Origin of the sequence: Vibrio sp. G-C-1, assembly GCF_021728015.1 — a bacterium.
Taxonomy (GTDB): domain Bacteria; phylum Pseudomonadota; class Gammaproteobacteria; order Enterobacterales; family Vibrionaceae; genus Vibrio; species Vibrio splendidus.
On sequence record NZ_JAKKCR010000001.1, the window covers coordinates 587,763 to 611,073 of the forward strand.

The following is a 23,311-nucleotide window of genomic DNA, read 5'->3' on the forward strand; positions in this document are numbered from 1 at the left end:
AACCAGGTCACACGAGCTGTATACCATGTTTCGATGTGATCAATTAGATACTCATAGTTCATTTAGTAAAGACGAGCCACGTATATGAATATAAAGAAAAAGCTCTATTCGTTGGGGATGTTCTCCATCTTCGGCATGATTTCATTGCTGTTTACCACATCACAATTCGCAGACACCACCGCTCAAATGAGCGAAGCCAAACAAATCACCAAAGAACTCGAAGTGCGATTGCTCAACCTTCGCCGAAACGAGAAAGATTTCTTGCTGCGCAGTGATTTGAAATACCTCGACAAGTTCGATGTTAACTACAACAAATTCCTAGCGTCTGAATCAGAACTTAACGCCGTGCTGAACGATTTGGGTTTAGCGAACAGCACACACTTGCGTGAAGATATTGAAACGTACCACACAAGCTTTGTTAACCTAGTAAAGGCCAACGAAGTGTATGGATTAGCACGAGACAGAGGTTTATTAGGCCAATTTCATGAAGTGTTAGACAATATCAACGCAACAGCTAGCGCGGAGCAAAAAGTCGAGCTGTACCTGTTTAACGATCTGATTGAAAAGGGCACATTCGACCCGAGTGTTCTTTCTATTACTTCGAATGCGGGCAGTTCAAGTGCACTTTTAGATGCTGCAAAGCAAGTCGTCGCGCAGAAACGTGTGATTGGTATGAAGCATAATGAAGGTCTGTTAGGGCAAGCACGTTCAGGTTCTCACGCGATTGAAACTCAATTTAAAGAGTTCTCAGCGGTATTAGACCAAGAAACCCAACAAGAGATGGACAAACTATCGCTGATCAACAACATCCTTTGCGTCACACTACTTGTGTCGATCATTCTGTTCAGTTGGTTAATTGTCCGTTCTATTATTGGCAAAATTGAGTCACTGCTTTCGGTTATACGTAATATCGTTAATTCAAACGACGTGTCTATTCGTTCTCACCTAGATGGTAAAGACGAACTCAGCACGCTAGGCCAATACTTCAACCAACTGTTGGATCAACTGGAAGGGCTTATCGCTGCCTCTCAGTCTAAGTCAATGCAACTGACGCAAAGCACATCAAACATGCATGACGAGTTAGAGTCAGTCATCAAACAGTTTGAAGTTCAAGCAAATCACACCTCTACAATGACAACGTCAGTGCAAGAGATGGTACTCACAATTGGTGAAATCTCAGAAAGCACATCGGTTGCGGCTGAAGGTGTACACCAAGCGAAAGTGAATGCGGACAAAGGTCGTGAAGTGGTGGTTGATACGATCAACAACATTACTCAGTTGTCTGAACGCCTTTCTAGCAGCCAAGATTCGATCAGCTCATTGAACCATCATGTTGATCAAATCGGCGATGCAGTAAACATCATCCAAGGCATTGCAGAGCAAACCAACTTGCTGGCACTGAACGCAGCCATTGAGGCAGCACGTGCCGGTGAACAAGGCCGAGGCTTTGCCGTGGTTGCCGATGAAGTTCGTGCTCTTGCAAGCAGAACGCACCAATCAACGACTGAAATTACCAGTGTAGTAACGGCAATTCAAAGTCAAATGAACGCTTCTATGACCGAGATTGGTGAATGTAACCAACAAGGCCAACTGACTCTGAAAGATTCGGAAGAGCTCGATGCTAGCCTGCAGCTTATCTTAAGCGACATGGAAAGCATCCAAGGTAACTCTGAGCGTATTGCATCAGCGATTGAAGAGCAGGGTGCTGTTATGGCACAAGTGAGCGACTCAATCACTGAGTTAAACACCATCTCAAGTGATAACAACGCATCGGCGCAACATTGCTTAGTTGAAGTGGATAAAGTCGCAGAGCAAGCCCATGAGATGGATAAAGCGGTGGCGCAGTTCAAGACCTCTTAAAAATTTAGAGTAAACTAAACCAAAGGCGTGGATCATCTGCGCCTTTTTTGTGCCTAAAATTCAACTAGATAAATGAAGAGAATAAAAAAACGGCCCGATCTGGGGGAAGATCTGGGCCGTTATATTACGTATTTTAAGGGGAATTACTTATTTCGGCCTTCCAGCACATCCAGTGCCAGTTCAACCGCTTTATCAATATTGTCGCATCCCGCTAACTTACCTGAACTGATAGGACCAAGCACATTAGCGTATAACGAGAGCTGCTTGTTAAATGGCAGGCTCAACTGCTCATATAAACGCTGGCGAATCTCGGCATGTTGCTCAGGAGCGTGAGCAGCAAGGCTTTTCAAAGTGTCATAAACAAGAGTGGTGGTAGTGTTCATTCGTCTCTTTATCATTAAGTGGGAGGCGCTTATTTTATAATCTTTTCAGGTTCTTTTACTGTGATATAAGTCATACAATATTATTAATGTGTTTATCTTTTGAATCTAATGAGAATAAGGCATTCCAAAATAGACTTAAGTATCTGTGAAATATAACTAAAATAATGACAGACTATCAAATAAACGAACGTATTGGCGCGTTTCTGGCAAACGGTTAAATCTATAGGAAGAGGAACAACATGCACTACGACGTATTCAACGGAGACGCAGATGGCATAATCGCGTTGTTACAGCTGCGATTAAGTGAGCCACGTGAGAGCGTGCTCATTACTGGTGTAAAGCGTGATATTAAGTTGGTCTCTCAAGTTGTTACTCAAATTATGGATCCGGGTGATCAAGGTGACATTTCTTCCGTTACCGTTTTAGATGTGTCGATGGAGAAAAACTTATCTGCATTGCACTCACTGCTAGACGCCAACATTAGTGTATTTTATTGCGATCATCATCGAACTGGTGAGGTACCTGACTCTAGCTATTTGGATACTCTGATTGATACCGCGCCAGAGAGCTGCACGAGCTTGCTGATTAACCAGAAGCTGAATGGTGCGCATGTGGCTTGGGGAATCGCGGCGGCCTTTGGCGACAATCTAAAAACTGTGGCCGCGCGGCTAGCGGATGAAAATGGATTCGATGAATCTCACACAGAGTTTTTAGAAGAGCTAGGTACCTTGGTTAACTACAACGGTTACGGTTCGTCACTCAGTGATTTGCATTTCACTCCAGTTGAGCTCTACCAAACCCTTTATCAATACCCGAACCCATTTGACCTTTTAGATGATAAAAACTCTGTGTTTTATCGACTACGAGCTGCTTATCAAAATGATCGCCAGCAGTTATCAAACCTTGCTCCTGTTTATGAAAGTGAAGTCGCACGTGTGTTTGAACTACCAGGTGAGACTTGGGCGAGGCGCATCAGTGGCGTATTTGGTAATGAAATCGTTAATCAAGATCCAAACCGAGCTCAAGCAGTATTAACGAAAAACCAAGATGGCGAGTCTTACACGGTGAGCTTACGGGCGCCATTATCAAACAGAACGGGTGCAGACGAAATTTGCTCAAGCTTTGAAACGGGTGGAGGAAGAAAAGCAGCGGCTGGTATTAATCAACTTAATGAACGTGATAAGGTGAATTTTATTTCACTATTGGATGCATATTATTCATCTGGCGCTGAGGGTTAACTGAAAAATTCCTGAGGTATACATCCAAAATTCCACAAATTTTCACTCCTATATTCCGTTATACGTGTGTATCTCTAGCACATGTATGACGTCTATATCCAAGCTGTTTTAGTGATATCACTCGCAATGGCATCTGGTCTGAGGTCAGTAATTACGGTGTGTTTGGATCGATTTTTGTCGATTTAAAGTTCGTTTTTTCCTATTGGTGATTTTTTATATTTTCGGTTAATTATCTATGTGAATTAAGGTTGATTAAATATTTGCATGGTCAATGTGTTCGGCCGAAAATAACAGCTTTTAGCATTTCAATTTGAATGAAAAGTCAAAATCATATTGATTCTGATATTCAATCTGTGACTTAAAATCACAAGTTAAATCAAAGGTCATCTTTTCCTATAAATTCCATTACTTCTCTATAAATATTCATGATTACAATGAATTGGTTCAGTTGTGATTGGCACAGCTGTTAAGTAAGGAAGTGGGACTAATGTTGAAACGTAAAGCTCTACAATTAGCTGTATCGGTCGGCATGGCCGCGATGTCTGGCGCTGTTTATGCGAATGGTTCAGATATGACGAATCCAGATTCTGGTGTCGTGGTCGGTTATTGGCACAACTGGTGTGACGGTGGCGGCTACCAAGGTGGTAATGCGCCTTGTGTGACGCTGGATGAAGTAAACCCAATGTATAACATCGTGAATGTGTCATTTATGAAGGTTTACGATGTGGCTGATGGTCGAATCCCAACTTTTAAACTGGACCCAACCATTGGGCTTTCAGAAGAACAATTTATTGACCAAATCTCTGAGCTCAACAAGCAAGGTCGCTCTGTACTGTTGGCTTTGGGTGGTGCTGATGCACACGTAGAGCTAGAAACCGGTGATGAAAGAGCCTTTGCTGATGAGATTATCCGTCTTACCGAGCGTTACGGTTTCGATGGTCTAGATATCGACCTTGAACAAGCAGCCGTAACCGCAGCAAACAACCAAACCGTGATTCCAGATGCACTTAAGCTAGTGAAAGATCACTACCGCGCAGAAGGTAAAAACTTCCTTATTACTATGGCGCCTGAGTTCCCGTATCTAACGACAGGCGGTAAGTACGTTCCTTATATCGATAATCTAGAAGGTTATTACGACTGGATTAACCCACAGTTCTACAACCAAGGTGGCGACGGTATCTGGGTTGACGGTGTGGGCTGGATTGCTCAAAACAACGATGCATTAAAAGAAGAATTCATCTACTACATCTCTGATTCTCTGATCAACGGAACGCGCGGTTTTCACAAAATTCCACATGACAAGTTGGTGTTTGGTATTCCTTCTAGCATTGATGCTGCAGCAACTGGCTTTGTGCAAGATCCTCAAGATTTATACGACGCGTTCGAGACCTTAACAACTCAAGGCCAACCGCTGCGTGGTGTAATGACTTGGTCTATCAACTGGGACATGGGTACTAACAAAAACGGTCAACAATACAACGAGCAGTTTATTAAAGACTACGGCCCGTTTGTACACGGTCAAGTGACGCCACCTCCAGTCGAGGGTGAGCCAGTTCTTAAAGGTGTCGAAAATACGCGTGTTCTTCACGGCACAACGTTTGACCCAATGGACGGCGTAACGGCAACAGACAAAGAAGACGGCGATCTAACGTCATCAATCGATGTTGAAGGTTACGTTGAAACCAGTGTGATTGGCACTTACGTTTTGACTTACCGAGTGAAAGACAGTGATAACAACGAAACCACTAAGGCGAGAACCGTAGAGGTTTACAGCCAGAAGCCAGTATTCAATGGTGTGTCTGACACAACTGTTGTGTTGGGAACTGCATTTGATGCTATGGCAGGCGTAACGGCGAATGATGCTGAAGATGGCGACCTTACAAGTACCATCACACACACTGGCAGTGTTGATGTGAATGAAATCGGCAACTACACGCTTGTGTATAGCGTAACAGATAGCGCGAACCAAACTGTAACCGCTGACCGTAAAGTGTCTGTGACGGATGGTTCTAACTGTGCTGCTGCATGGGATGCCGACACCGTTTATGTTGAAGGTGACCAAGTATCTCACGACGGTTCAACGTGGGGAGCGGGTTGGTACACTCGTGGCGAAGAACCAGGAACGACAGGTGAGTGGGGCGTTTGGAGAAAAGTTTCAGACTCTTCATGTGGTGGTAACCCAGATCCGGGCGATGACTTAGAGCTTGCAGTTTCAGGCCTTCAGTCAGAATATGCGCCAGATAACGGCAATGTTCGTTTAGATCTAACACTGACATCAAATGAAGCGTTAGATGTTACCGCTATGGTGATCAACAGTGCAGGTACTGTGGTTGAGCAAACTCAGGTTAACGTAACGGAAAGCCGCGCTATTACCATGGACTTGTACGATGTAGCGGAAGGGCAATATGCACTTGAAGTGGTCGGTAAAGCATCTGACGGTGAAATGGTGATGGTAAATGATTCGTTCGCTGTTAAAGACGGTGGCGGAACAACTCCTCCTCCAGGTGATTACCCTCCGTATGAAGCGGGCACAAACTACGCAGCGGGTGACATTGTGGTAGGCAGCGATAATGGTCTGTACGAATGTAAACCTTGGCCATACACTGCTTGGTGTGCAAGTGCATCTTACGCACCAGCAGATAGCCAATATTGGCAAGATGCTTGGACAAAGCTGTAGTCTGATAGCTCAACGTTAGCAATATAAAGTAGACGATCAAAGAGAGGCCATTGTGCCTCTCTTTTCTTATGTTCAAACATTTCTGACTTAGAGCTTCAAACCTTTCCTAACCTCAAACTCGGTTCTGCATTTTGCTCTAGATCAAAATAAGAGTGATTATCAATTGTATTAATGTGGTGGTAGATGCACTATGCGCATACTGAATTTTCTCTGTTGTGAATATTTGCATAATGAATCTTGCCCAAGTCGACCTAAACCTACTCGTTATTCTTAAACACCTTCTTGAAGAGAAGCACGTTTCCAACACGGCGTTGGCGCTGGATATGAGCCAACCTACGGTGAGCCGATCTCTACAAAAACTTCGCACTGTGTTCAACGATGATTTGTTGGTGCGAGCTGCTTATGGCTATGAACTGACCCCGAAAGCAGAGGTCATCAAGCAAGACCTCAACTCTGTGCTTACGCGCCTTGAGAAACTGGTTCACGGAGACGTGTTTGAACCACAAACGAGTGATAGTACGGTTCGTTTTTTTGGTTTGGTTCCTCAGGTTTCACACCTTTTGCCAAAAGTAGTGGCACAAATTCGTCAGCAAGCGCCGAATATGGTTGTCGATATCGACTCGATTCCTAAACGACACTTTGAGCCTCTGTTATCCGGTGATGCGCATTTTGTGTTGTCGACGCATGAGCCATTAAGTTCTGAACAAAACCTGTATCGAATGTTCGTAATCAGTCGCGATTATCGGTTATTAATGAGCAAAGCCCACCCTCTGGCGGATAAAGAGATCACGGTTGATGACTTGTTGAATAGCCAACTTGGTCAAATCTCACTGCAAGGGGATAAGAAGCTCTCGATTGAAAGTCGATTTAAAGACCTTGGCTTGATTGATAAGCAGCGCCAACTATCGATCCCAATTCAGTTGTCCAACTTCAATATTGCTGCGGATATTGCGGAGACGACCGACATTATCTTTCACTTGCCGACACCATTTGCGACACAAGCTGCCAATCAACGAGATTTAATTTGTAAACGCGTTCCCAAAGCGATCAGAAGCCCATCAGAAGATGTTTATCTCTATTGGCATAAACGTTTCCATAATGACCCTATGTGTCGTTGGGTTCGTGATTTATTTAAAGAGATATACACCCAATCTATCTAGGTGGTGAATGCTATTGAGGTCATGCTATTAAAATGAATATGTATTGGTTTTATTATTTGAAAGTTGAATAACGAGAATCAATTTTTGGTATGAAACTTTCGTTGATAAGAGTGGTAACTGGTTGTTTAATGCAAACCATTATCATTACCAATTACATATAAGAATGAATATCATGTCTGAGAGATCTCTTTTGATTCGCAAACCTCTTTTGGTTCGTAAACCCCTTTCGATCGCAGTCGCTGTTATTTGTACCTCACTTTCGGCTAACGTGTTGGCGCAAGAAGAAGCGCAAGCTACAGATGAGCAAATGGTTGTTACGGCAACTCGTACTGAAATGGCACTAAAACAAGCGCCGGCTTCAATGTCAGTGATCACCGCTCAAGACATTGAAGACAGCCCTGGTATTACCTTGGCTGACATCGTTGCAGAATCAACCAGTGTCGAATCTGACTTTGATAGCACACGTGCTGGCCGTCAGATGATCTCTATTCGTGGTATGGATTCAGATTACACGCTTATCATGGTTAATGGCCGTCGTCTAAGCTCGGCGAGTGCCATCATCCGAGGTAACGACTTCGACCTATCAACTATTCCTGCTGATTCAATTGAACGTGTTGAAATCATCCGTGGCCCAATGTCTGCACTTTACGGTTCAGATGGTATGGGCGGTACAATCAACATCATCACTAAGGCTCCAGAAAATGATTGGAGCTCTACATTGAGCATGGACTCGTCATCTCCAATGGATGGTAACGGTGGCCAAGAGCAGTCTGTTGGTTTCACTACTTCTGGTGCGTTGATTGAAGATGAGCTGTTTGCGCGAGTTTCTGTTAACCAAACAAGCCGTAACGCATGGCAACCATATTCTGGTACACACAGCTCTGGCTACGATCGTGAAGATATTACAGCTTTAGAAGACCGTGACACGCTAAGCATGCTTGCAAGCCTGACATGGCATGCAACGGATAACCAAACCATCGATTTCGATTTTGGTTACAGCGACGACGAACGTAATTCAGCGGCTGAAAGCTCAAGCTCAGTTATTGAGTCTGACACGCGTGTTGTACGTAACAGTCAAGCGATTACACACAGCGGTTTTTGGAGCTGGGGTGACACGCAAGTACGTTACTCACGCGAAAATGTGACTGACAATGATGCGGCTGATCTGGGTAATAACTTCAGCAGCGATATCGAAGAGTTGACTCAGATTGTTGAAGCGTCTGCGACCACTTATCTTGGTGAAAGCCATACGCTAACGTTTGGTATGGATTACCAACTGAGCGAGCTGACCAACAAAGAGAACTTAGTGAGTGGTTCGTCTGAAGCTTATCAAGGTGCACTATTTGTTCAAGACCAATGGTTAATGACGGATCAACTAACGGCAACTATTGGTGGTCGTTTAGATAAGCACGAATTGTACGGTGAAGAGTTCAGCCCACGTGTGTACTTGGTTCATCAAACAACGAATGACCTGATCATCAAGGGTGGTGTGGGTAAAGCATTTAAAGCACCAACATTGACTCAAAACCAATCTGACTATCAGGTACCAAGCTGTAAAGGTGGCTGTGCGTTAGTCGGTAATGAAGATCTAAGCCCAGAAACAAGCTTAAACTACGAGTTGGCGGCGGTTTACACTCAATCTCGTTGGAACATCGAAGCGGCATTATTCCGAAATGAGATTAATGACCTGATTGAAAGAACGGAAGGTTACTGTCCAGAAGGCGGTGATTGGAACGAAAGTGCTCGTCAATGTGAAAACCCTGACGGCACACCAACGGGTAATTTAGGCGCGAAAACTTACCAAAACGTCTCTGAAGCAATCATTCAAGGTGTTGAGCTAGGTGGTATGTATCAAATCTCTGATAAGTGGGCGTTTTCTGGTAACTACACTTACCTAGATACTGAAGACAAGTCGACAGGCGAACAACTACTTGAGCGTTACAAGCACTCGGGTTTAGTTAAACTAAACTGGAGCCCGACTTACGACCTTAACACCTTTGTTAGTGCTCGTTACCGTGGTGAGCGTCAGATCGAAAGCGACCTAACTCAAGACGCATACACAACATTGAACATCGGCACAGTGTACAACGTGAATGATTCAGTACGACTACGTGCAGGTATTTCGAACCTAACGGACGAGTCAGTATCTGAAGAACTAGAATATCTAGGTTATGTTGAAGAGCCACGTACTTACTACGTAGGTATGACAGCTGACTTCTAATCTAGAGTTCAGTAACTGATAGCTTGATACAAAAGAACCCACACTGGCTGATGCTCGATAAAGAGTACGGCGAGTGTGGGTTCTTTTTTGTCTGTGTTTGAATCTGGCTAATTCGTTTTGTATCGACTTACCTAGATTTTTACACAAGCGATCAGAGCATTACCTGATTTGGTATCCCAAGGAATCAGCTTGTCGTAATCGTGCTCGAAGATATTAACCTCGAAGTAGGGCTTCAATATCTCGATTAGCTCTTTAAACGAGAATGCCACCATCGGGTGTTCATCATTCCACACTTGAGTTTCACCAGCAGTCGTTTTTTCGATACTGAGTTTTAACGCCTGCTTGTCACCCTTGCCAGAGTAATACCAGCCTGAGCTGAACGTGAAATCATCTTGTTCAAGATTGGTGGTGTGTCGAACAAAAAGATCATTGCTGATCTTGTCTTTATCCACCACATTAAAACAGAAAATCCCCTCTGATTTTAAAGCGCGATGTACGCTCTCAACACATTCTTTTAGCTTCTCGAAACCATCGTTGTAATGGATTGAGTATAAGAAGCAGGTGATCAAATCCAGAGGTTCTGCCACTTCAAAACTGCTCATGTTTTGCACCGAGAAATTGGCTTCGGGGCAGCGAACCTGAGCGATATCTAGCATTGGCGCGTTGAGATCGAGTCCATTGCTTTGGTAACCAAAATCGATAAAGTGACGAACGTGTGGACCAGTGCCACAAGCTAAGTCGAGGTGAGTCTTTCCACCATTTCCGAAAATTTGATGTAGCCTACGTACGCAGTTACTTTGCGCTTGATAGTCAATATCAACACACATTAAATCGTAGTAACCGGATAGGTCGGTATAAAGTGCGTTGGAAGAAATAGTAGCTGACATATTGGCGGACATAAGTGCCTACAGCGTTAGCTGATATAATGAGGGTGGCGCATCATATACCGAAATGTCGAAATCGCAATCAAATATTCGATCAAGTTATGTGCTTTAATTCTCGGTGGCTGTAATTTAATTATGTGTGGCTGTGCTCAATTTGTACGGTTAGCCGACTCATTTAGCGCAAGCTTAAAAAGGCGGTGGATTGTGAAGGAGAACTGGCGCGTTATGCAGGAGAGCCAGAGGAACATGAAGGAGAGCTGGTGGGTTATGCAGGAGAACAGGGAACTGCGATCAAGCTAGTGCTTCATAGCAAACCACATCATCGTTGATCGAGACTTGATTTTTACCATTCGCTTTTGCACGATATAGTGCATCGTCGGTAACACGAATAAGTGTATCAATGGTGTTGGCAGAGTGGCACTCGCACTGGTTGGTAACGCCAATACTCACGCTCGTTGTAAAAGCGCGGCGATTAATGCCATAGAAGGTATGTTGGTTAAAGGTGTGGCAGATTCGTTCGCTGATGATTTTGGTATGGGCCGATTTCGCTTTTGGAATGAACACAATAAACTCCTCGCCACCCCAACGTCCAACTACGCCACCTAACAACTCAATGTGAGCTTTAATTGTGTCTGCTAAGTGCCTAATCACCGTGTCACCCACGGTATGCCCAAATCGATCGTTAATCGATTTGAAGTCATCAATATCAATCAACAGACATGACATCTCCATATGCTGATTAACCGGCTTCTTGAGCCAATCGTAAATAGCACGACGATTGAACACATGCGTTAAGTCATCATGCATCGCTCGATGCAGTAATTCCCTTTCTAGTAATACTTTATCGGTGACTTCTTCAAGGATCACTTGTATCGCGTCTTCACCTTCCCAGTTAATCACGTTGTCATAGAGGTTGAAGTATTTGTGTGTGCCATCAAAGCATTGGTTAGACACCACGGAACTAAAGTTGGGTGTATTGCCATTGAGAATGTTCTCGCAGCGTCTGATGGCCGTTGAACGCTGATCTTCAGGTACGATGGATAGGATGGAGTCCATCGCAAGCACTTGCTCTATTGAGTCCGCACCTTGTTGTTCTACCCATGCTTGGTTGACCATTAAAGGTTTGAAGTTTCTATGGATCAGGATCCCTTGTTTCGATGTATTAAGCAGCTTGCGATACATGCGATCCGTTTCGTTACGTTTGCGCTGAGCTTCGACTACGGATGTGATGTCGATGATAGTGACTTGGAGGGCGGGTTTACTATTGAGTTCAATAATGTGTGATAGGCAAAAGATAGAGATGTTGCGGCCATTGGCTGGAATATCGGTGTACAACTTTCCTTTTTTTAGTTTGCCTTTTATAGCCTCTAAGTAACGTTTCTTGGCTAGCTCTTGGTAACTGTCAGGAACTAACGCATAAACAAATTCAACGTTCAATAACAGCTCTTCACGGGTTCGGTAACCAAAGATATGAGCGACTTCGTTGTCGACATCAATAATTCGGTGATTTTGCAGTGTCATGCGCCCTTGCGCGGAATCGAAGTTTTGGCAGGGTGTCGTGGTGGTTAAATCTAATTGAATGCTCATATCGACCTGGCTACTTATTCGTTAAATTGAAACAGGTGTTGTTCCTCGGCATAGTGACCACACAGGCATTGTGGAACACTTTTATGAAGAGACTAGATAAGAAAAATATGCTATCTAGGTAAGGTCAGTATGGCATTTATAATTTCATGATTAATCAGTAATTTTACTGATTCAAACCGAGTTATTGAAAAGGAAACAGTCAGAAAAGCAGGCCAGTAATTAAAGCCAAATCACTCAAGCTGAATAAGCGAACTAAACAAGGAGAGTTGAGGTAATGAAACCAGAAATAAAAACACAGGATTCAAAGGGAAACGGAACAGCATTGGAAAGCAGCACATCAATAGAAATTAAGCTTGATGACTTGTCTGGTGGGGAAGTCATTGAATTGCTTGAAGAACACCTTACCGATATGTATGCCACATCACCAGCTGAAAGCGTTCATGCATTGGATCTGGATGGACTTAAGTCGCCAGAAATTACCTTTTTCAGCGCTTGGAAAGACAACCAACTGCTTGGGTGTGTTGCCATTAAAGAGTTAAATACCCAACATGCTGAACTGAAATCAATGAGAACCTCACAGTTTGCTCGAAAGTCAGGTGTTGCAAGCCAACTGTTACAGCATGTAATAGACACAGCAGCCGTTCGCCAGTATCGACAAATCAGTTTAGAGACAGGCTCAGAAGATTACTTTAAGCCAGCGCGTAACCTGTATGAAAAGTTTGGCTTTGGATACTGCGAACCCTTTGCTGACTATGTGTTGGATCCGCACAGCCAGTTCATGAGTATTGAGTTGCGGTAGATGAGGTAGATGCGGTCGACATTGTAGATCGAAGTAAAAGAAAGATTCCCTATCACGTTCGTTCCTCACTGTAGGGAAGACAGCGATGTACATCGCTGTCTAGAGTGTCACGGCTGTAGTTTTTCGTAGTTGGAAGTGACGTGCACAACATTGACTTGATTCCCCAGCGTCATTCCAGAACCGAGGGATGAGGTATGTGGAATCTCTAACCGCAAAGCGAGATTCCCTATAACGCTCGTCCCTCGCTTTAGGGAATGACGAATATCCGGTATCAATGACTAACGATAATGGATAAAGCGTTAGCGTGTTTCTAGTTCTGCAAATATCGCTTCGGCATCTACTACGCTGCCTGAGATAGAAAGGGTACTGAAAGGAACCAAATCTTCTGGGCTTGATGGCTTTTTAACAAGCAGCTCTGGGTAGATTTTTGATTCACCCATTAACATCGCCTTTAGCTCTTTTACCGATAAATCAGGATAGCGCGACCACACCAACGCAGCGACGCCAGAAACGACAGGCGCAGCCATACTTGTGCCACTTTTCGAACCGTAAGTATTCCCCGGTGTGGTTGACAAAATTCGATATCCCGGTGCAAATACATCAACCGATTTCTGACCGAAGTTACTGAAGCTTGCGACCAAGGTTTCGTCTGCGTATTTCGCTGATGCGCCCACATCTAACCACGTTGAAATAGGCTTCGAGCGATAGTGCTTAGCGTAACGGTTTGGAAAGCTTGGTTTGATGTCGTTATCGTTGCGGCTGTTACCCGCAGAGTGAACGATCAACACGCCTTTACGAGCGGCATAGCGGAATGCATGGTCGACAATGTATTTGCGTGGTGAGTAGCTTTTCCCGAAGCTCATGTTAATGATCTTCGCGCCATTATCGACGGCGTAACGCACCGCATTAGCAATATCTTTGTCTCGCTCATCGCCATTTGGCACCATACGTACTGCCATGATTTGAGCATGATCTGCCACACCATCAATACCCACTGAGTTGTTACGCTCAGCAGCGATTATTCCAGCAACGTGTGTGCCGTGTGAGCCTACAGGGCCTTTTACATCGTTGTTGCCGTAGCCTTTTTCCCAAGGGTTAGAAATGTCATCCCAAACAATATCGCCACGCGTATCGAGCTCTAGGTTAAGGTGGAAATCTAGAGAGTCTTGATAGCGGCTACGACGTGATTCTAGATATTCGAATGAATACCATGAATCAAATACGCTCAAAAGCCCTTCAGCTGAAGTAACAATGCTCGGGTTTTCGTTATTCAATAGCGGTTGCAATCCGTTTACCGTGAAGTCTTTGTGATCGGTAAGTTTAAGGATTTCTGCTTTGTACTCGTTGGCTTGCTCAGTTGCTGTTGTTACACGATTCAATGCATCTTGGTCATCTTTTAGAGACGACAAGTAATCAGATTCAACACCTTGATAGTACTTGCGTTTCTTACGCGGAATCCAATGTCCATTTTCTTTTAACTCGAGGTACTTTTTGTATTCTCTGGTAACCTCTAGTGTGTCTTGATCAACGTTAATACCTAACGAGTTACCCAGAAAGTTCCAGCCGTGGACATCATCGATGTACCCATTGCCGTCATCATCAATGCCGTTGCCTGGGATCTCGCCTTCATTGGTCCAAAGTTTGTTTTTTAGGTCTTCATGTTCAACATCGACACCCGAATCAAGAACGGCAACGATAACTGGCTGTGGCATAAGAGGGGGCATTAGGTAGTCATACACAATATCTGAACCCACGCCCTGAAGTCTTGTGTAGCTCGCCGATAAGTTAAACCAATCGCCGCGCTGTTCATCGGCGTTACTCATCATTCTCATAGAGAAGAATGAAGGTTGAATGGTTTCTCGTGAGTAATCCTCAACAATCGTGCCTTTTACATCTTGAATAAAAGGAGAGTTGATAGGTTGTGGCTCTGGGCTACTCTCGTTCAGAGTCGTAGCTGATACGTGGGTTGAAGCCATAATAGCTAGGGCTATAGTGGTAAGTCTTTGTCCGTGATTCATCTGTGGTGCATCCTTATCATTGTGCGACTAAATAGTTGTGCGACTAACGCTGACTTCTTCGAAACGAAGTGTAAAAAACACGCAGTAAGTCAGTTGAGTGAGAGGGAAATGCCCGCTCAAAACGCAGTTAAAAGGTAATATGCAATCAGACTTGTATCATTCGCTTGGTCAATGAAATGGTAGGAAGATCTCACTGTGATCGATTTTTAATTCTCAAACTTTGAGCTGAATTCTATTAATAAAATCAATATTTATAAAATAAAGCTTGGAATTAAAGGTGTTTAAAATCAATTGATTGGATTGTTAATTATTGTATCTGAGAGTAGGGTGACTCGTTTCGGTTAGAGTCGAAGTGTGCGTCTGCTCCTCGTGTTTTTGTTACTCTAATGGCCAAAAATACACGAAACGTGTCATTGATAAACAACAGAGTCACTTGTTAACAATCTGATTAATTGGCAGTATTGTGTCAATTATTACCGTCACTACTTTTACAGACCTTTTTCCATGACGACTTATCTTGCTGGTTTTTCCCTTGGGCTTTCGCTGATTCTTGCAATCGGTTCTCAAAATGCATTTGTTTTAAAGCAAGGGCTTAAGAATCAACACTTATTGGCAGTTTGTGCTGTATGTGCCATTTCTGATGCCTTACTAATTAGCTTCGGCGTTACAGGCTTTGGCGCAATCGTTAAACAGTTCCCACAAATTGAGCAGCTCGCTCGTTATGGCGGCGCTATCTTTTTGGGTGTCTACTCATTCTTAAGCTTCCGTTCAGCATTTACTGAAACCCACGCCTTAGAAGCCACTGCTGAAACCAAAGACTCGTTAACCAAAGCGATTGCGATGTGTTTGGCGTTTACTTGGCTTAATCCGCATGTGTATTTGGATACTGTGGTATTGCTGGGTTCTATCTCAACGCAATATCAACCTAATCAAATGTTGTTTGGCGCTGGTGCAGTATCGGCGTCGTTTGTGTTCTTCTTTTCACTTGGATATGGCGCACGCTTCTTGGCTCCAATGTTTAAGAACCCGAGAGCGTGGAAGGTGTTGGAATTTGTCGTTGGCATGATCATGGCGTCTATTGCAATATCTTTGATCGTTTAGCCGCTCGTAATTAGGCATTCAAACATATTATCTAAAGTTCCTACCGAAAGTGACGACTTAAAGTGACTGCCTTTAGTTGCCTTCGTATTTAATTATTTCCACAAAAATGGAATTATTTTTCGTCTTTCGGTTTTGGCGTTCGTCTTAGGGGTACAAATACAAATTAATGACCTAATTCGGAGTCAACCATGATTAAACTTGTTAGCTTTAAAAACTGCCCATTCGTTCAACGTGTAATGGGTGCTTTAGTAATGAAAAATGTCCCATTTGAAATTGAATACATTGAGCTAAATAATAAACCTCAATGGTTCCTAGATATTTCGCCAAACGGACAAGTGCCAGTATTGATTACAGAAAATGACACAGTTCTGTTTGAGTCAGATGCAATTGTTGAATACTTAGACGATAAATATGCGCCGATAGAAGAGGTGTCTCCAGAGCAAAAAGCACTAGATCGCGCTTGGTCTTATCAGGCAAGCAAACATTACATGCCGCAATGTGGAACGATGGGCAGTAAAGATAAAGAAACCTTTGAGACGCGTTTAGCGAATCTTCAAAAATCCTTCCAAAAGGCCGAGAACAAGCTGGGTGACAGCGACTTCTTCAAAGGCGATTACATCTCTAACGTCGACATCGCTTGGCTACCACTGTTGCACCGAGCGTCAGTAATTAAAGAGGGCTCTGGTTTTGATATGCTTGAAGGCTTCCCTAAAGTACAGAAGTGGCAAGTGGCGCTGATTGAATCTGGCTTGACCGATAAAACCGTTCCTGCGGACTTTATTGAGAAGTTCAGCGGCTTTTATTTAACGAATAACTATTTGGCTAGTCTCGCTGAAGCTCGTTAATAATATGAATTAAATTGAAATATATTTTAATAGCAGGCTGTTCTAAATAAATACCCTCCCAAATTAAACTCATTCTTCTCTTTATATCTTTTATTGGAAAAAGGGAGGAGCAGGATGAGTTTTTATATTTAGGCGTGAAGATTCAGGTTGTTTTTGAGAACGAGTAACAATTTAGTTAGTACGGTAACAACATGATTATAATGAACTTAATATTGATGATGCTCAGGTTTACTATCAGGTTTATACGTATTTTAGTACTCGTTACGCCGCAGGAAATGCATCTGTCTCATAAATAAGACTGGATTAAATATCTATGATTGTTCGTTTGATGACCTAAAAATCTTGTGATACCTTCTCATTCGCTCCGTAAATGAACAGTGTTTTATTATTCATTAGGAGTTGCTTATTTAATTTATTTTAAACAGTAGCGCAACAGGTGAAATAGTGTCGGAAACTATTGGCTGTTGATCAACGTTACTGTAGGACAGACAAAAAAAGGGTATTTTCATGCTTAAATCATCATTTCTATTGGGCCTAATTGGCTTAGTTTCACTTCCTACACTTGCTGCTGGTATTGAGGGCGGTCCATACATTGGCGCAGGCCTTGGTGTGTATCAAGACTCAGACACTGACGGCGCAGGCAGTCTAGATGCTGAAAGCATGGGATATAGCCTTTACGGTGGTTACCAATTTAACCGCATTGTTGGTATCGAACTTGGTTACACAGATTATGCTGATTACGAAAAATTTGGCACTAAGGTACTATCACCAACATCTTTCTCTGTTGCGGCAAATTTGGGTTACACGTTTGATAATTCAATTCGTCCGTTTGTAACCGCAGGCCTTAGCTACGTTGATCTAAACTCTAAGGGCTCTAGTTACATTGATGATGATTCTGGTGCAGGCTTCCATTTTGGTATAGGTGTTGAATACACGCCAGTAGAAAACCTAACCTTACGTTTAATCTCGCAAGCAGATGCAGTAAATATCGAATTCTTCGGCCCTAATGGTAATAGGCTGGCGAGTCGCGATGTCGCGTTTAGCACAGTAACACTGGGTGCTTCGTACAATTTTTAATGACCTCTGTGAAATAACTTACAGTTAATGTCATGGACACCCATAACCGCTCTAACGTTGAGCGGTTTTTTTATATCAAAAATAACGATTGGTCACGCTATGGGCGGAGTTGGTCCAAAGCCTGAAATTAGTTGGTTTTCACAAGCTTATAAAAGGGAATTATGTCGACTATTTTGTTAGATTAAAGGTATTACCGACTTCCAGTGAGCAGCAATGAAGATTCTTCACACGTCCGATTGGCACCTTGGCCAAAACTTCTACAATAAAAGCCGTAAGAATGAACATGAACGGTTTTTACAATGGTTACTTGAGCAAGTTACAGAGCACGACATCGACGCGATCATTGTTGCTGGCGACATTTTCGATACCAGTACTCCGCCGAGTTACGCTCGTGAGATGTATAACAAGTTTGTGGTCGATTCGAACAAGATCGGCTGCCAATTGGTGTTATTAGGTGGAAATCACGATTCAGTCTCTGTGCTTAAAGAGACACAACAGTTGCTCAAATACATGGGTGCAGACGTGATTCCGAACACCAATGAAGATCATGCGACTCAGGTTGTCGAACTAAAAGGCAAGAACGGCGATGTAGAAGCGCTGGTTTGTGCCATTCCTTTTATTCGCCCTCGCGATGTGTTGACCAGCCAGGCGGGTGTCACAGGCGTTGAGCGTCAGAAGCAACTCGGCGATGCAATCAAACAGCACTACCAAAGTGTTTATGATGCCGCTGTAGAAAAACGTGCGACGTTTGAAAACAGCGAGCACATGCCGATTATCGCTACGGGTCATTTAACGGCGATGGGTGTTCAACAATCGGATTCTGTACGCGATATCTATGTCGGCAACCTTGATGGTTTTGCCGCTGATGGCTTCCCAGACGCAGACTATATTGCACTTGGTCATATCCACCGTCCACAAGTGGTGGCAAAGCGTGAATACATTCGTTACTGCGGCTCACCAATACCATTAAGCTTTGATGAACTTAAATCTCAAAAGCAGGTATGTGTGGTTGAGTTTGTTGAAGGCGAGCGCACCATTTCTCAATTGCCAGTTCCAGCGTTCCAACCCCTAGCTGAAATCAAAGGCGACTTGAGCGAGATCGAATCTCAGCTGAACCAATACATAGGTTTAGATAGCGAACAAAGCGTGTGGTTATCGATAGAAGTGCAAGCGCAAGATTACTTATCGGATCTTCAAGAACGTATGCGCGCACTAACCGAAGGATTGAACGTTGAAGTGCTGCAACTGCGCCGAGCAAGAGAACGTCGTAATCAAGCCTTAGAGCAAGAGTCAGCAGAAACGCTGTCAGAATTGAGCCCGATGGACGTGTTTATGAAGCGTATTGCCTTAGAAGAATTTGAAACCGATTCTGAAAAAGCACGTTTAGAGCGAATGACGGTGAAGTTTAAACAAGTGATGGTTGAAGTGTCTGAGAGCGCTCAAGCGCCAAACAAAGTAGAAGAGTAACCAGTATGAAGATTTTAAGCCTAGAATTTGAAAACCTGAACTCTTTGAAAGGGCGTTGGAAGCTCGATTTTACCCAATCACCGTTTGCAGAAAATGGTCTGTTCGCGATTACTGGCCCTACAGGGGCGGGTAAAACCACCATTCTTGATGCGATTTGTTTGGCATTGTTCCACCGCACACCGCGTTTAAAGAGCATCGCTAAAGGCAACAACGAATTAATGACGCGTGGCACGGGTGAGTGTTTCGCTGAGCTTGAATTTGAAGTGCAGGGCAAAACGTATCGCTCTAACTTCCACCAAAAGCGTGCGCGCGGAAAACACGATGGCGCATTACAAACGCCAACGTGTGAATTTGCCGATGCGGAAACTGACAAAGTTTTAGAAACTATGTTGACCAAGAAGACCAAGTTGGTGGAGCAGGTAACCGGTCTCGATTTCTCACGCTTCACTAAATCGATCATGTTGTCTCAGGGTGAGTTTGCGGCGTTCTTAAATGCCAATGCTAACGACCGTGCAGAGCTACTTGAAGAGCTGACGGGAACAGAAGTCTATAGCCTGATCTCTGAGCGCATCTACGATCATTTCAAGTCGAGTGAAGAGTCGCTTAATCACCTTAAAGCGAAAGCAGAAGGTGTGAGCTTACTCTCTGAAGAGCAAATCAAAGAGCTAACCACAGAACGAGAAACGTCAGAAGCGGAACAGAAGCGTTTGTCTGAGCAGTTAAAAGAGTGGCAAGCGCATCTTAGCTGGTGGAAAGACGTGACCAAAGCTGAGCAAACTATTGCGGCCAGTGATCACGATCTTAAAACAGCTCAAGATGAACTAGACCGAAACCAACCTGCACTAGAGCGTTTGGCAAACAGTGCACCAGCTGAAAAGCTGCGCCCAATGCACAAAGATTTAAAGCGTTGCGAACAAGAGGTGAACACCACTCAAGCTCACTTAGATAACAGCACCAAGTTACTTGCTGTTCGTGATGCAGAGAAGAAAGACGCGCAAACTAAACTGACTCAAAGCAGTGCAATTGTCGAACAGGTTAAAACCGAGCAACAAGAACAAGAGAAGATCATCGATCTTGTCCGTCCGCTAGATAACCAAATTGCCGTACTCAAAGATAAGCAAACTGCGGCCGTTAATGCAGCAAATACGCTAAACGAGCAACATACGCAGCAGCGTAATCAACAAGTCGTTTTAGTCCAAAAAACAGATGCACTGAAGCAACAAGATCAACTCAGCACTGAGTATTTAAATACACATCAAGCTGACCAACATCTGGAAAAATACCTAGGTCAATGGCAAGCCAAAGTTGAGCAAGTTCGTACTTTAGAGCGTCAACATGCAGAACAACTAAACTCAGCGAAGCAAGCTTTGTGTGCGGTTGATGCACAGCAAACGATCATCAAATCTGCGCAAGAAGCTAAAGCAACGCAAGACAAAACTTTAAGTGAATTGGTTGTGCTAGAGAGTAGTGCAAAGCAACAGTGGGAAGCATTGCAAGGCAACATCAGCGAACAAGTATTGAATGCGCAAAAAGATCTGTTGGAGTACTGGAATCGCAATACGCACTCATTACTTGAGATCAACCGTGGTTTCCTAAATGCCCAGCAACAGCTGCATGCAAAAACACAGGCACATCAAACTAACATTCAGTTGGTCGACAAGCTTTCGAAAGAACGTGAAGTGCTGGTGGAGCGATATAAAGAGAAAGAGACTTCGCTTGAGCGATTAACGCGTTTGATTGATCAAGAGGGCGAATTAGCAAAATACCGTGCAGCTCTAGAGTCAGGCTCTGAATGCCCACTGTGTGGTTCAACAGACCATTCGATTGAACAGTCGCAAGACATTGCAAATTTGGTTGCTCAAAAAGATAGGGAAAACCTAGAGCTAACGGCTATCAAAAAAGAAGGCCAAGAGCATCGTCAGCAGTTAGATTCTCTTGCCCCTATGATTGCGGCGCTTAACGATGACATTCAACGTACGCAAGCGGATATTCAGCAGGCTCAATTGAATTGGCAAGGCGTTGTCGGCAAGCTTCAACAGAGCTTATCGGATTTCGTTGGCACGGCTCCAGAGTTGGCGCTGCTAACGATTAACGATTTAGGCAATGAAGCTACAGTCGCGACCTTCGCTCAGCAGTGTGAAGTTCAACTAAGTCAGAGCTCACAGCAACTCAAAGCGTTGGCTGATGCGAAAGCACACTATGGCGAAGCTGAGAAACAACGCTTGTCTGCAAGTGTTATGGCTGACAAGGCACAGTCTAATCTCGAGTTGGCCGAGCAACGCTTAGCGGATCTGAATAAGCAAAATCACAGCACGAACGAACAAGTGGCTCAGATAGCTCTAGCAAAAGAACAGCAATGGAACGCTCTGAAAGAGAGCATTGTTCAAACGGCTATCGAAGCGCCTGAACTTGAACATATTGATGATTGGTTTACTGCTAAATCACAAGCATCAAGCACATGGCAGCAAACTAAACAGCAACAGGCTGATATTGAGAAGCAACTGATTATTCAAACTGCCGAACTGAAAACTTTAGATGACAAGCTAAGCAGTGTTGAGAAAGAGCTTGCGACACTGACGCAACAGAGTGAGTCTTTTGTGTTAGAGCTCACTCGTGTAACGGCTGAAAGAACAGAATTGTTTGGTGATAAAGACATTCAAGCCACCAGCAATGCGATGAAGCAAAAAGTCACTGAAGCGGTAAATGCATTTGATGCTGCGCAGTTAGTGCTTAACCGTTGCGAGCTGGAACATCGAACCGAGCAAACCAAACACACTGGTTTCTCGGACGAGTTGGTCAGTAAGCAATCGAGCTACATACAAGCGTCGAATGCTTGGTCAGAAGCGCTGAAAGCTAGCCCATTCGAAGGTGAGGCTGATTTTGAAGCAGCGTTGTTAGATGAAGAGGTTAGAACTCAACTTCAAAGCCTGAAAAAGTCTTTAGACGAAGCGATTGTCAGTGCGCAAGTAAGGTTGAACACCGCCAAAGCGACGCAAGTGGAGCTAAAAAATCACGCAAATGCTAAAACATGGCAAGAGCAAGACCAACAGCAAGTTGAAGAAGCGACAACTGAATGTCAAAACGCACAACAAAGCCATGCGACAAAGATCGGCGCGATTTCTGCCAATCTTGAAACTGATAACCAGAACCGCAGTAATCAGCAGAATCTGTTTAAGCAAATAGACGAGCAGCAGGTCGACTTTGATGATATTTCACGCCTGAATTCACTTATTGGTTCTAAGAACGGCGACAAGTTTCGTAAGTTTGCTCAAGGTCTAACACTGGAAAACTTGGTGTACTTGGCGAACAAGCAGCTACAGCGTTTGCATGGTCGTTACGAGCTAAAACGTAAAGCCGATGATGGTTTAGAGCTGCAAGTGCTTGATACATGGCAGGGCGATGTGATGCGTGATACTAAGACTTTGTCCGGTGGCGAGAGCTTCTTAGTGAGCTTGGCGTTGGCATTAGCGCTTTCTGATCTTGTGAGCTACAAAACCAGTATTGATTCTCTGTTCTTGGATGAAGGTTTCGGCACGCTGGATAGCGACACATTGGACATTGCTTTAAACGCGCTCGATAACTTGAATGCATCAGGCAAGATGATTGGCGTCATTAGTCACGTTGAAGCACTGAAAGAGCGAGTGCCTGTTCAGCTTAAAGTAACAAAACACTCTGGCTTAGGTGTCAGTGAGATGGAGAAGCAGTACAAGGTTGTTGCTTAGCTTCTAGTCATATTCATCAGCGCAGAAATAGAAACAGGGCTGGATTAAGCAGATCCCCGACTCAGTCGTTCCTCCTTCTCGAGGATGACGGAGTCGGAAGTTGTCATTAATCACTTCGCCGTCATCCCTTAATGTCAGGATCGAATAAAAGGCAGCCGTCATTCCCTAAAGCGAGGCACGAGAGTAATAGGGAATCCGGGCTTGTTGGTATTACTTTCTTCATTTCCTAAAGTGAGGTACGAACGTAATAGGGAATTTGGGGTTAGTCGTAT

Annotated in this window: 15 protein-coding genes; 11 read left to right on the forward strand and 4 right to left on the reverse strand. The window is 43.9% G+C overall.

Going from position 1 to position 23,311, the window contains the following annotated elements:
* Positions 1–135: 135 nt before the first annotated feature.
* A complete protein-coding gene (locus L3V36_RS02685) occupies positions 136–1,860 on the forward strand; it encodes a methyl-accepting chemotaxis protein (RefSeq protein WP_108194216.1) in 1,725 nt (574 codons plus the stop codon).
* A gap of 143 nt (positions 1,861–2,003) precedes the next feature.
* Here the strand turns inward: L3V36_RS02685 and L3V36_RS02690 are convergent, their stop codons facing one another.
* Positions 2,004–2,243, reverse strand: coding sequence for a PAS factor family protein (locus tag L3V36_RS02690; RefSeq protein ID WP_004733935.1), 240 nt, complete (start codon positions 2,241–2,243; stop codon positions 2,004–2,006).
* A gap of 239 nt (positions 2,244–2,482) precedes the next feature.
* Between L3V36_RS02690 and L3V36_RS02695 the strand changes: the two genes are divergently transcribed.
* From L3V36_RS02695 to L3V36_RS02710, 4 genes are all read left to right on the forward strand, one after another.
* Entirely contained in the window at positions 2,483–3,481 is a 999-nt protein-coding gene (locus L3V36_RS02695) for a DHH family phosphoesterase (RefSeq protein ID WP_208774263.1), read from the forward strand.
* Positions 3,482–3,968: 487 nt separating this feature from the next.
* Positions 3,969–6,158: an immunoglobulin-like domain-containing protein gene (locus tag L3V36_RS02700; RefSeq protein WP_208774265.1), complete on the forward strand. Its 2,190-nt coding sequence runs from the start codon at positions 3,969–3,971 to the stop codon at positions 6,156–6,158.
* A 230-nt stretch (positions 6,159–6,388) separates the two neighbouring features.
* On the forward strand, positions 6,389–7,318 hold the full coding sequence (locus L3V36_RS02705; RefSeq protein WP_029405227.1) for a LysR family transcriptional regulator: 930 nt from the start codon (positions 6,389–6,391) through the stop codon (positions 7,316–7,318).
* 172 nt (positions 7,319–7,490) lie between these two features.
* Positions 7,491–9,539, forward strand: coding sequence for a TonB-dependent receptor (locus L3V36_RS02710; RefSeq protein WP_102575921.1), 2,049 nt, complete (start codon positions 7,491–7,493; stop codon positions 9,537–9,539).
* A gap of 131 nt (positions 9,540–9,670) precedes the next feature.
* Here the strand turns inward: L3V36_RS02710 and L3V36_RS02715 are convergent, their stop codons facing one another.
* The gene (locus L3V36_RS02715) at positions 9,671–10,426 is read right to left on the reverse strand and encodes a class I SAM-dependent methyltransferase (protein WP_102575920.1); all 756 of its coding nucleotides are present in this window, start codon (positions 10,424–10,426) and stop codon (positions 9,671–9,673) included.
* Positions 10,427–10,714: 288 nt separating this feature from the next.
* The gene (locus tag L3V36_RS02720; protein WP_208774267.1) at positions 10,715–12,010 is read right to left on the reverse strand and encodes a diguanylate cyclase; all 1,296 of its coding nucleotides are present in this window, start codon (positions 12,008–12,010) and stop codon (positions 10,715–10,717) included.
* A 274-nt stretch (positions 12,011–12,284) separates the two neighbouring features.
* On the opposite strand from L3V36_RS02720, the gene L3V36_RS02725 reads away from it, so the two are divergent.
* Positions 12,285–12,809, forward strand: a complete 525-nt coding sequence (locus L3V36_RS02725; RefSeq protein WP_208774269.1) for a GNAT family N-acetyltransferase — start codon at positions 12,285–12,287, stop codon at positions 12,807–12,809.
* A 299-nt stretch (positions 12,810–13,108) separates the two neighbouring features.
* Here the strand turns inward: L3V36_RS02725 and L3V36_RS02730 are convergent, their stop codons facing one another.
* Entirely contained in the window at positions 13,109–14,827 is a 1,719-nt protein-coding gene (locus tag L3V36_RS02730; protein WP_017090254.1) for a S8 family peptidase, read from the reverse strand.
* 504 nt (positions 14,828–15,331) lie between these two features.
* Between L3V36_RS02730 and L3V36_RS02735 the strand changes: the two genes are divergently transcribed.
* From L3V36_RS02735 to L3V36_RS02755, 5 genes are all read left to right on the forward strand, one after another.
* The gene (locus L3V36_RS02735; RefSeq protein WP_208774270.1) at positions 15,332–15,928 is read left to right on the forward strand and encodes a LysE/ArgO family amino acid transporter; all 597 of its coding nucleotides are present in this window, start codon (positions 15,332–15,334) and stop codon (positions 15,926–15,928) included.
* 188 nt (positions 15,929–16,116) lie between these two features.
* Positions 16,117–16,773 carry a glutathione S-transferase family protein gene (locus L3V36_RS02740; RefSeq protein ID WP_017080701.1) on the forward strand — a complete coding sequence of 219 codons (657 nt, stop codon included), beginning with the start codon at positions 16,117–16,119 and terminating at the stop codon, positions 16,771–16,773.
* 507 nt (positions 16,774–17,280) lie between these two features.
* On the forward strand, positions 17,281–17,850 hold the full coding sequence (locus tag L3V36_RS02745) for a porin family protein (RefSeq protein WP_017078062.1): 570 nt from the start codon (positions 17,281–17,283) through the stop codon (positions 17,848–17,850).
* A 213-nt stretch (positions 17,851–18,063) separates the two neighbouring features.
* Positions 18,064–19,317, forward strand: a complete 1,254-nt coding sequence (gene sbcD / locus L3V36_RS02750; protein WP_208774272.1) for an exonuclease subunit SbcD — start codon at positions 18,064–18,066, stop codon at positions 19,315–19,317.
* Between the two features lie 5 nt (positions 19,318–19,322).
* Positions 19,323–23,039, forward strand: coding sequence for an AAA family ATPase (locus L3V36_RS02755; RefSeq protein ID WP_102447919.1), 3,717 nt, complete (start codon positions 19,323–19,325; stop codon positions 23,037–23,039).
* Positions 23,040–23,311: the final 272 nt, after the last annotated feature.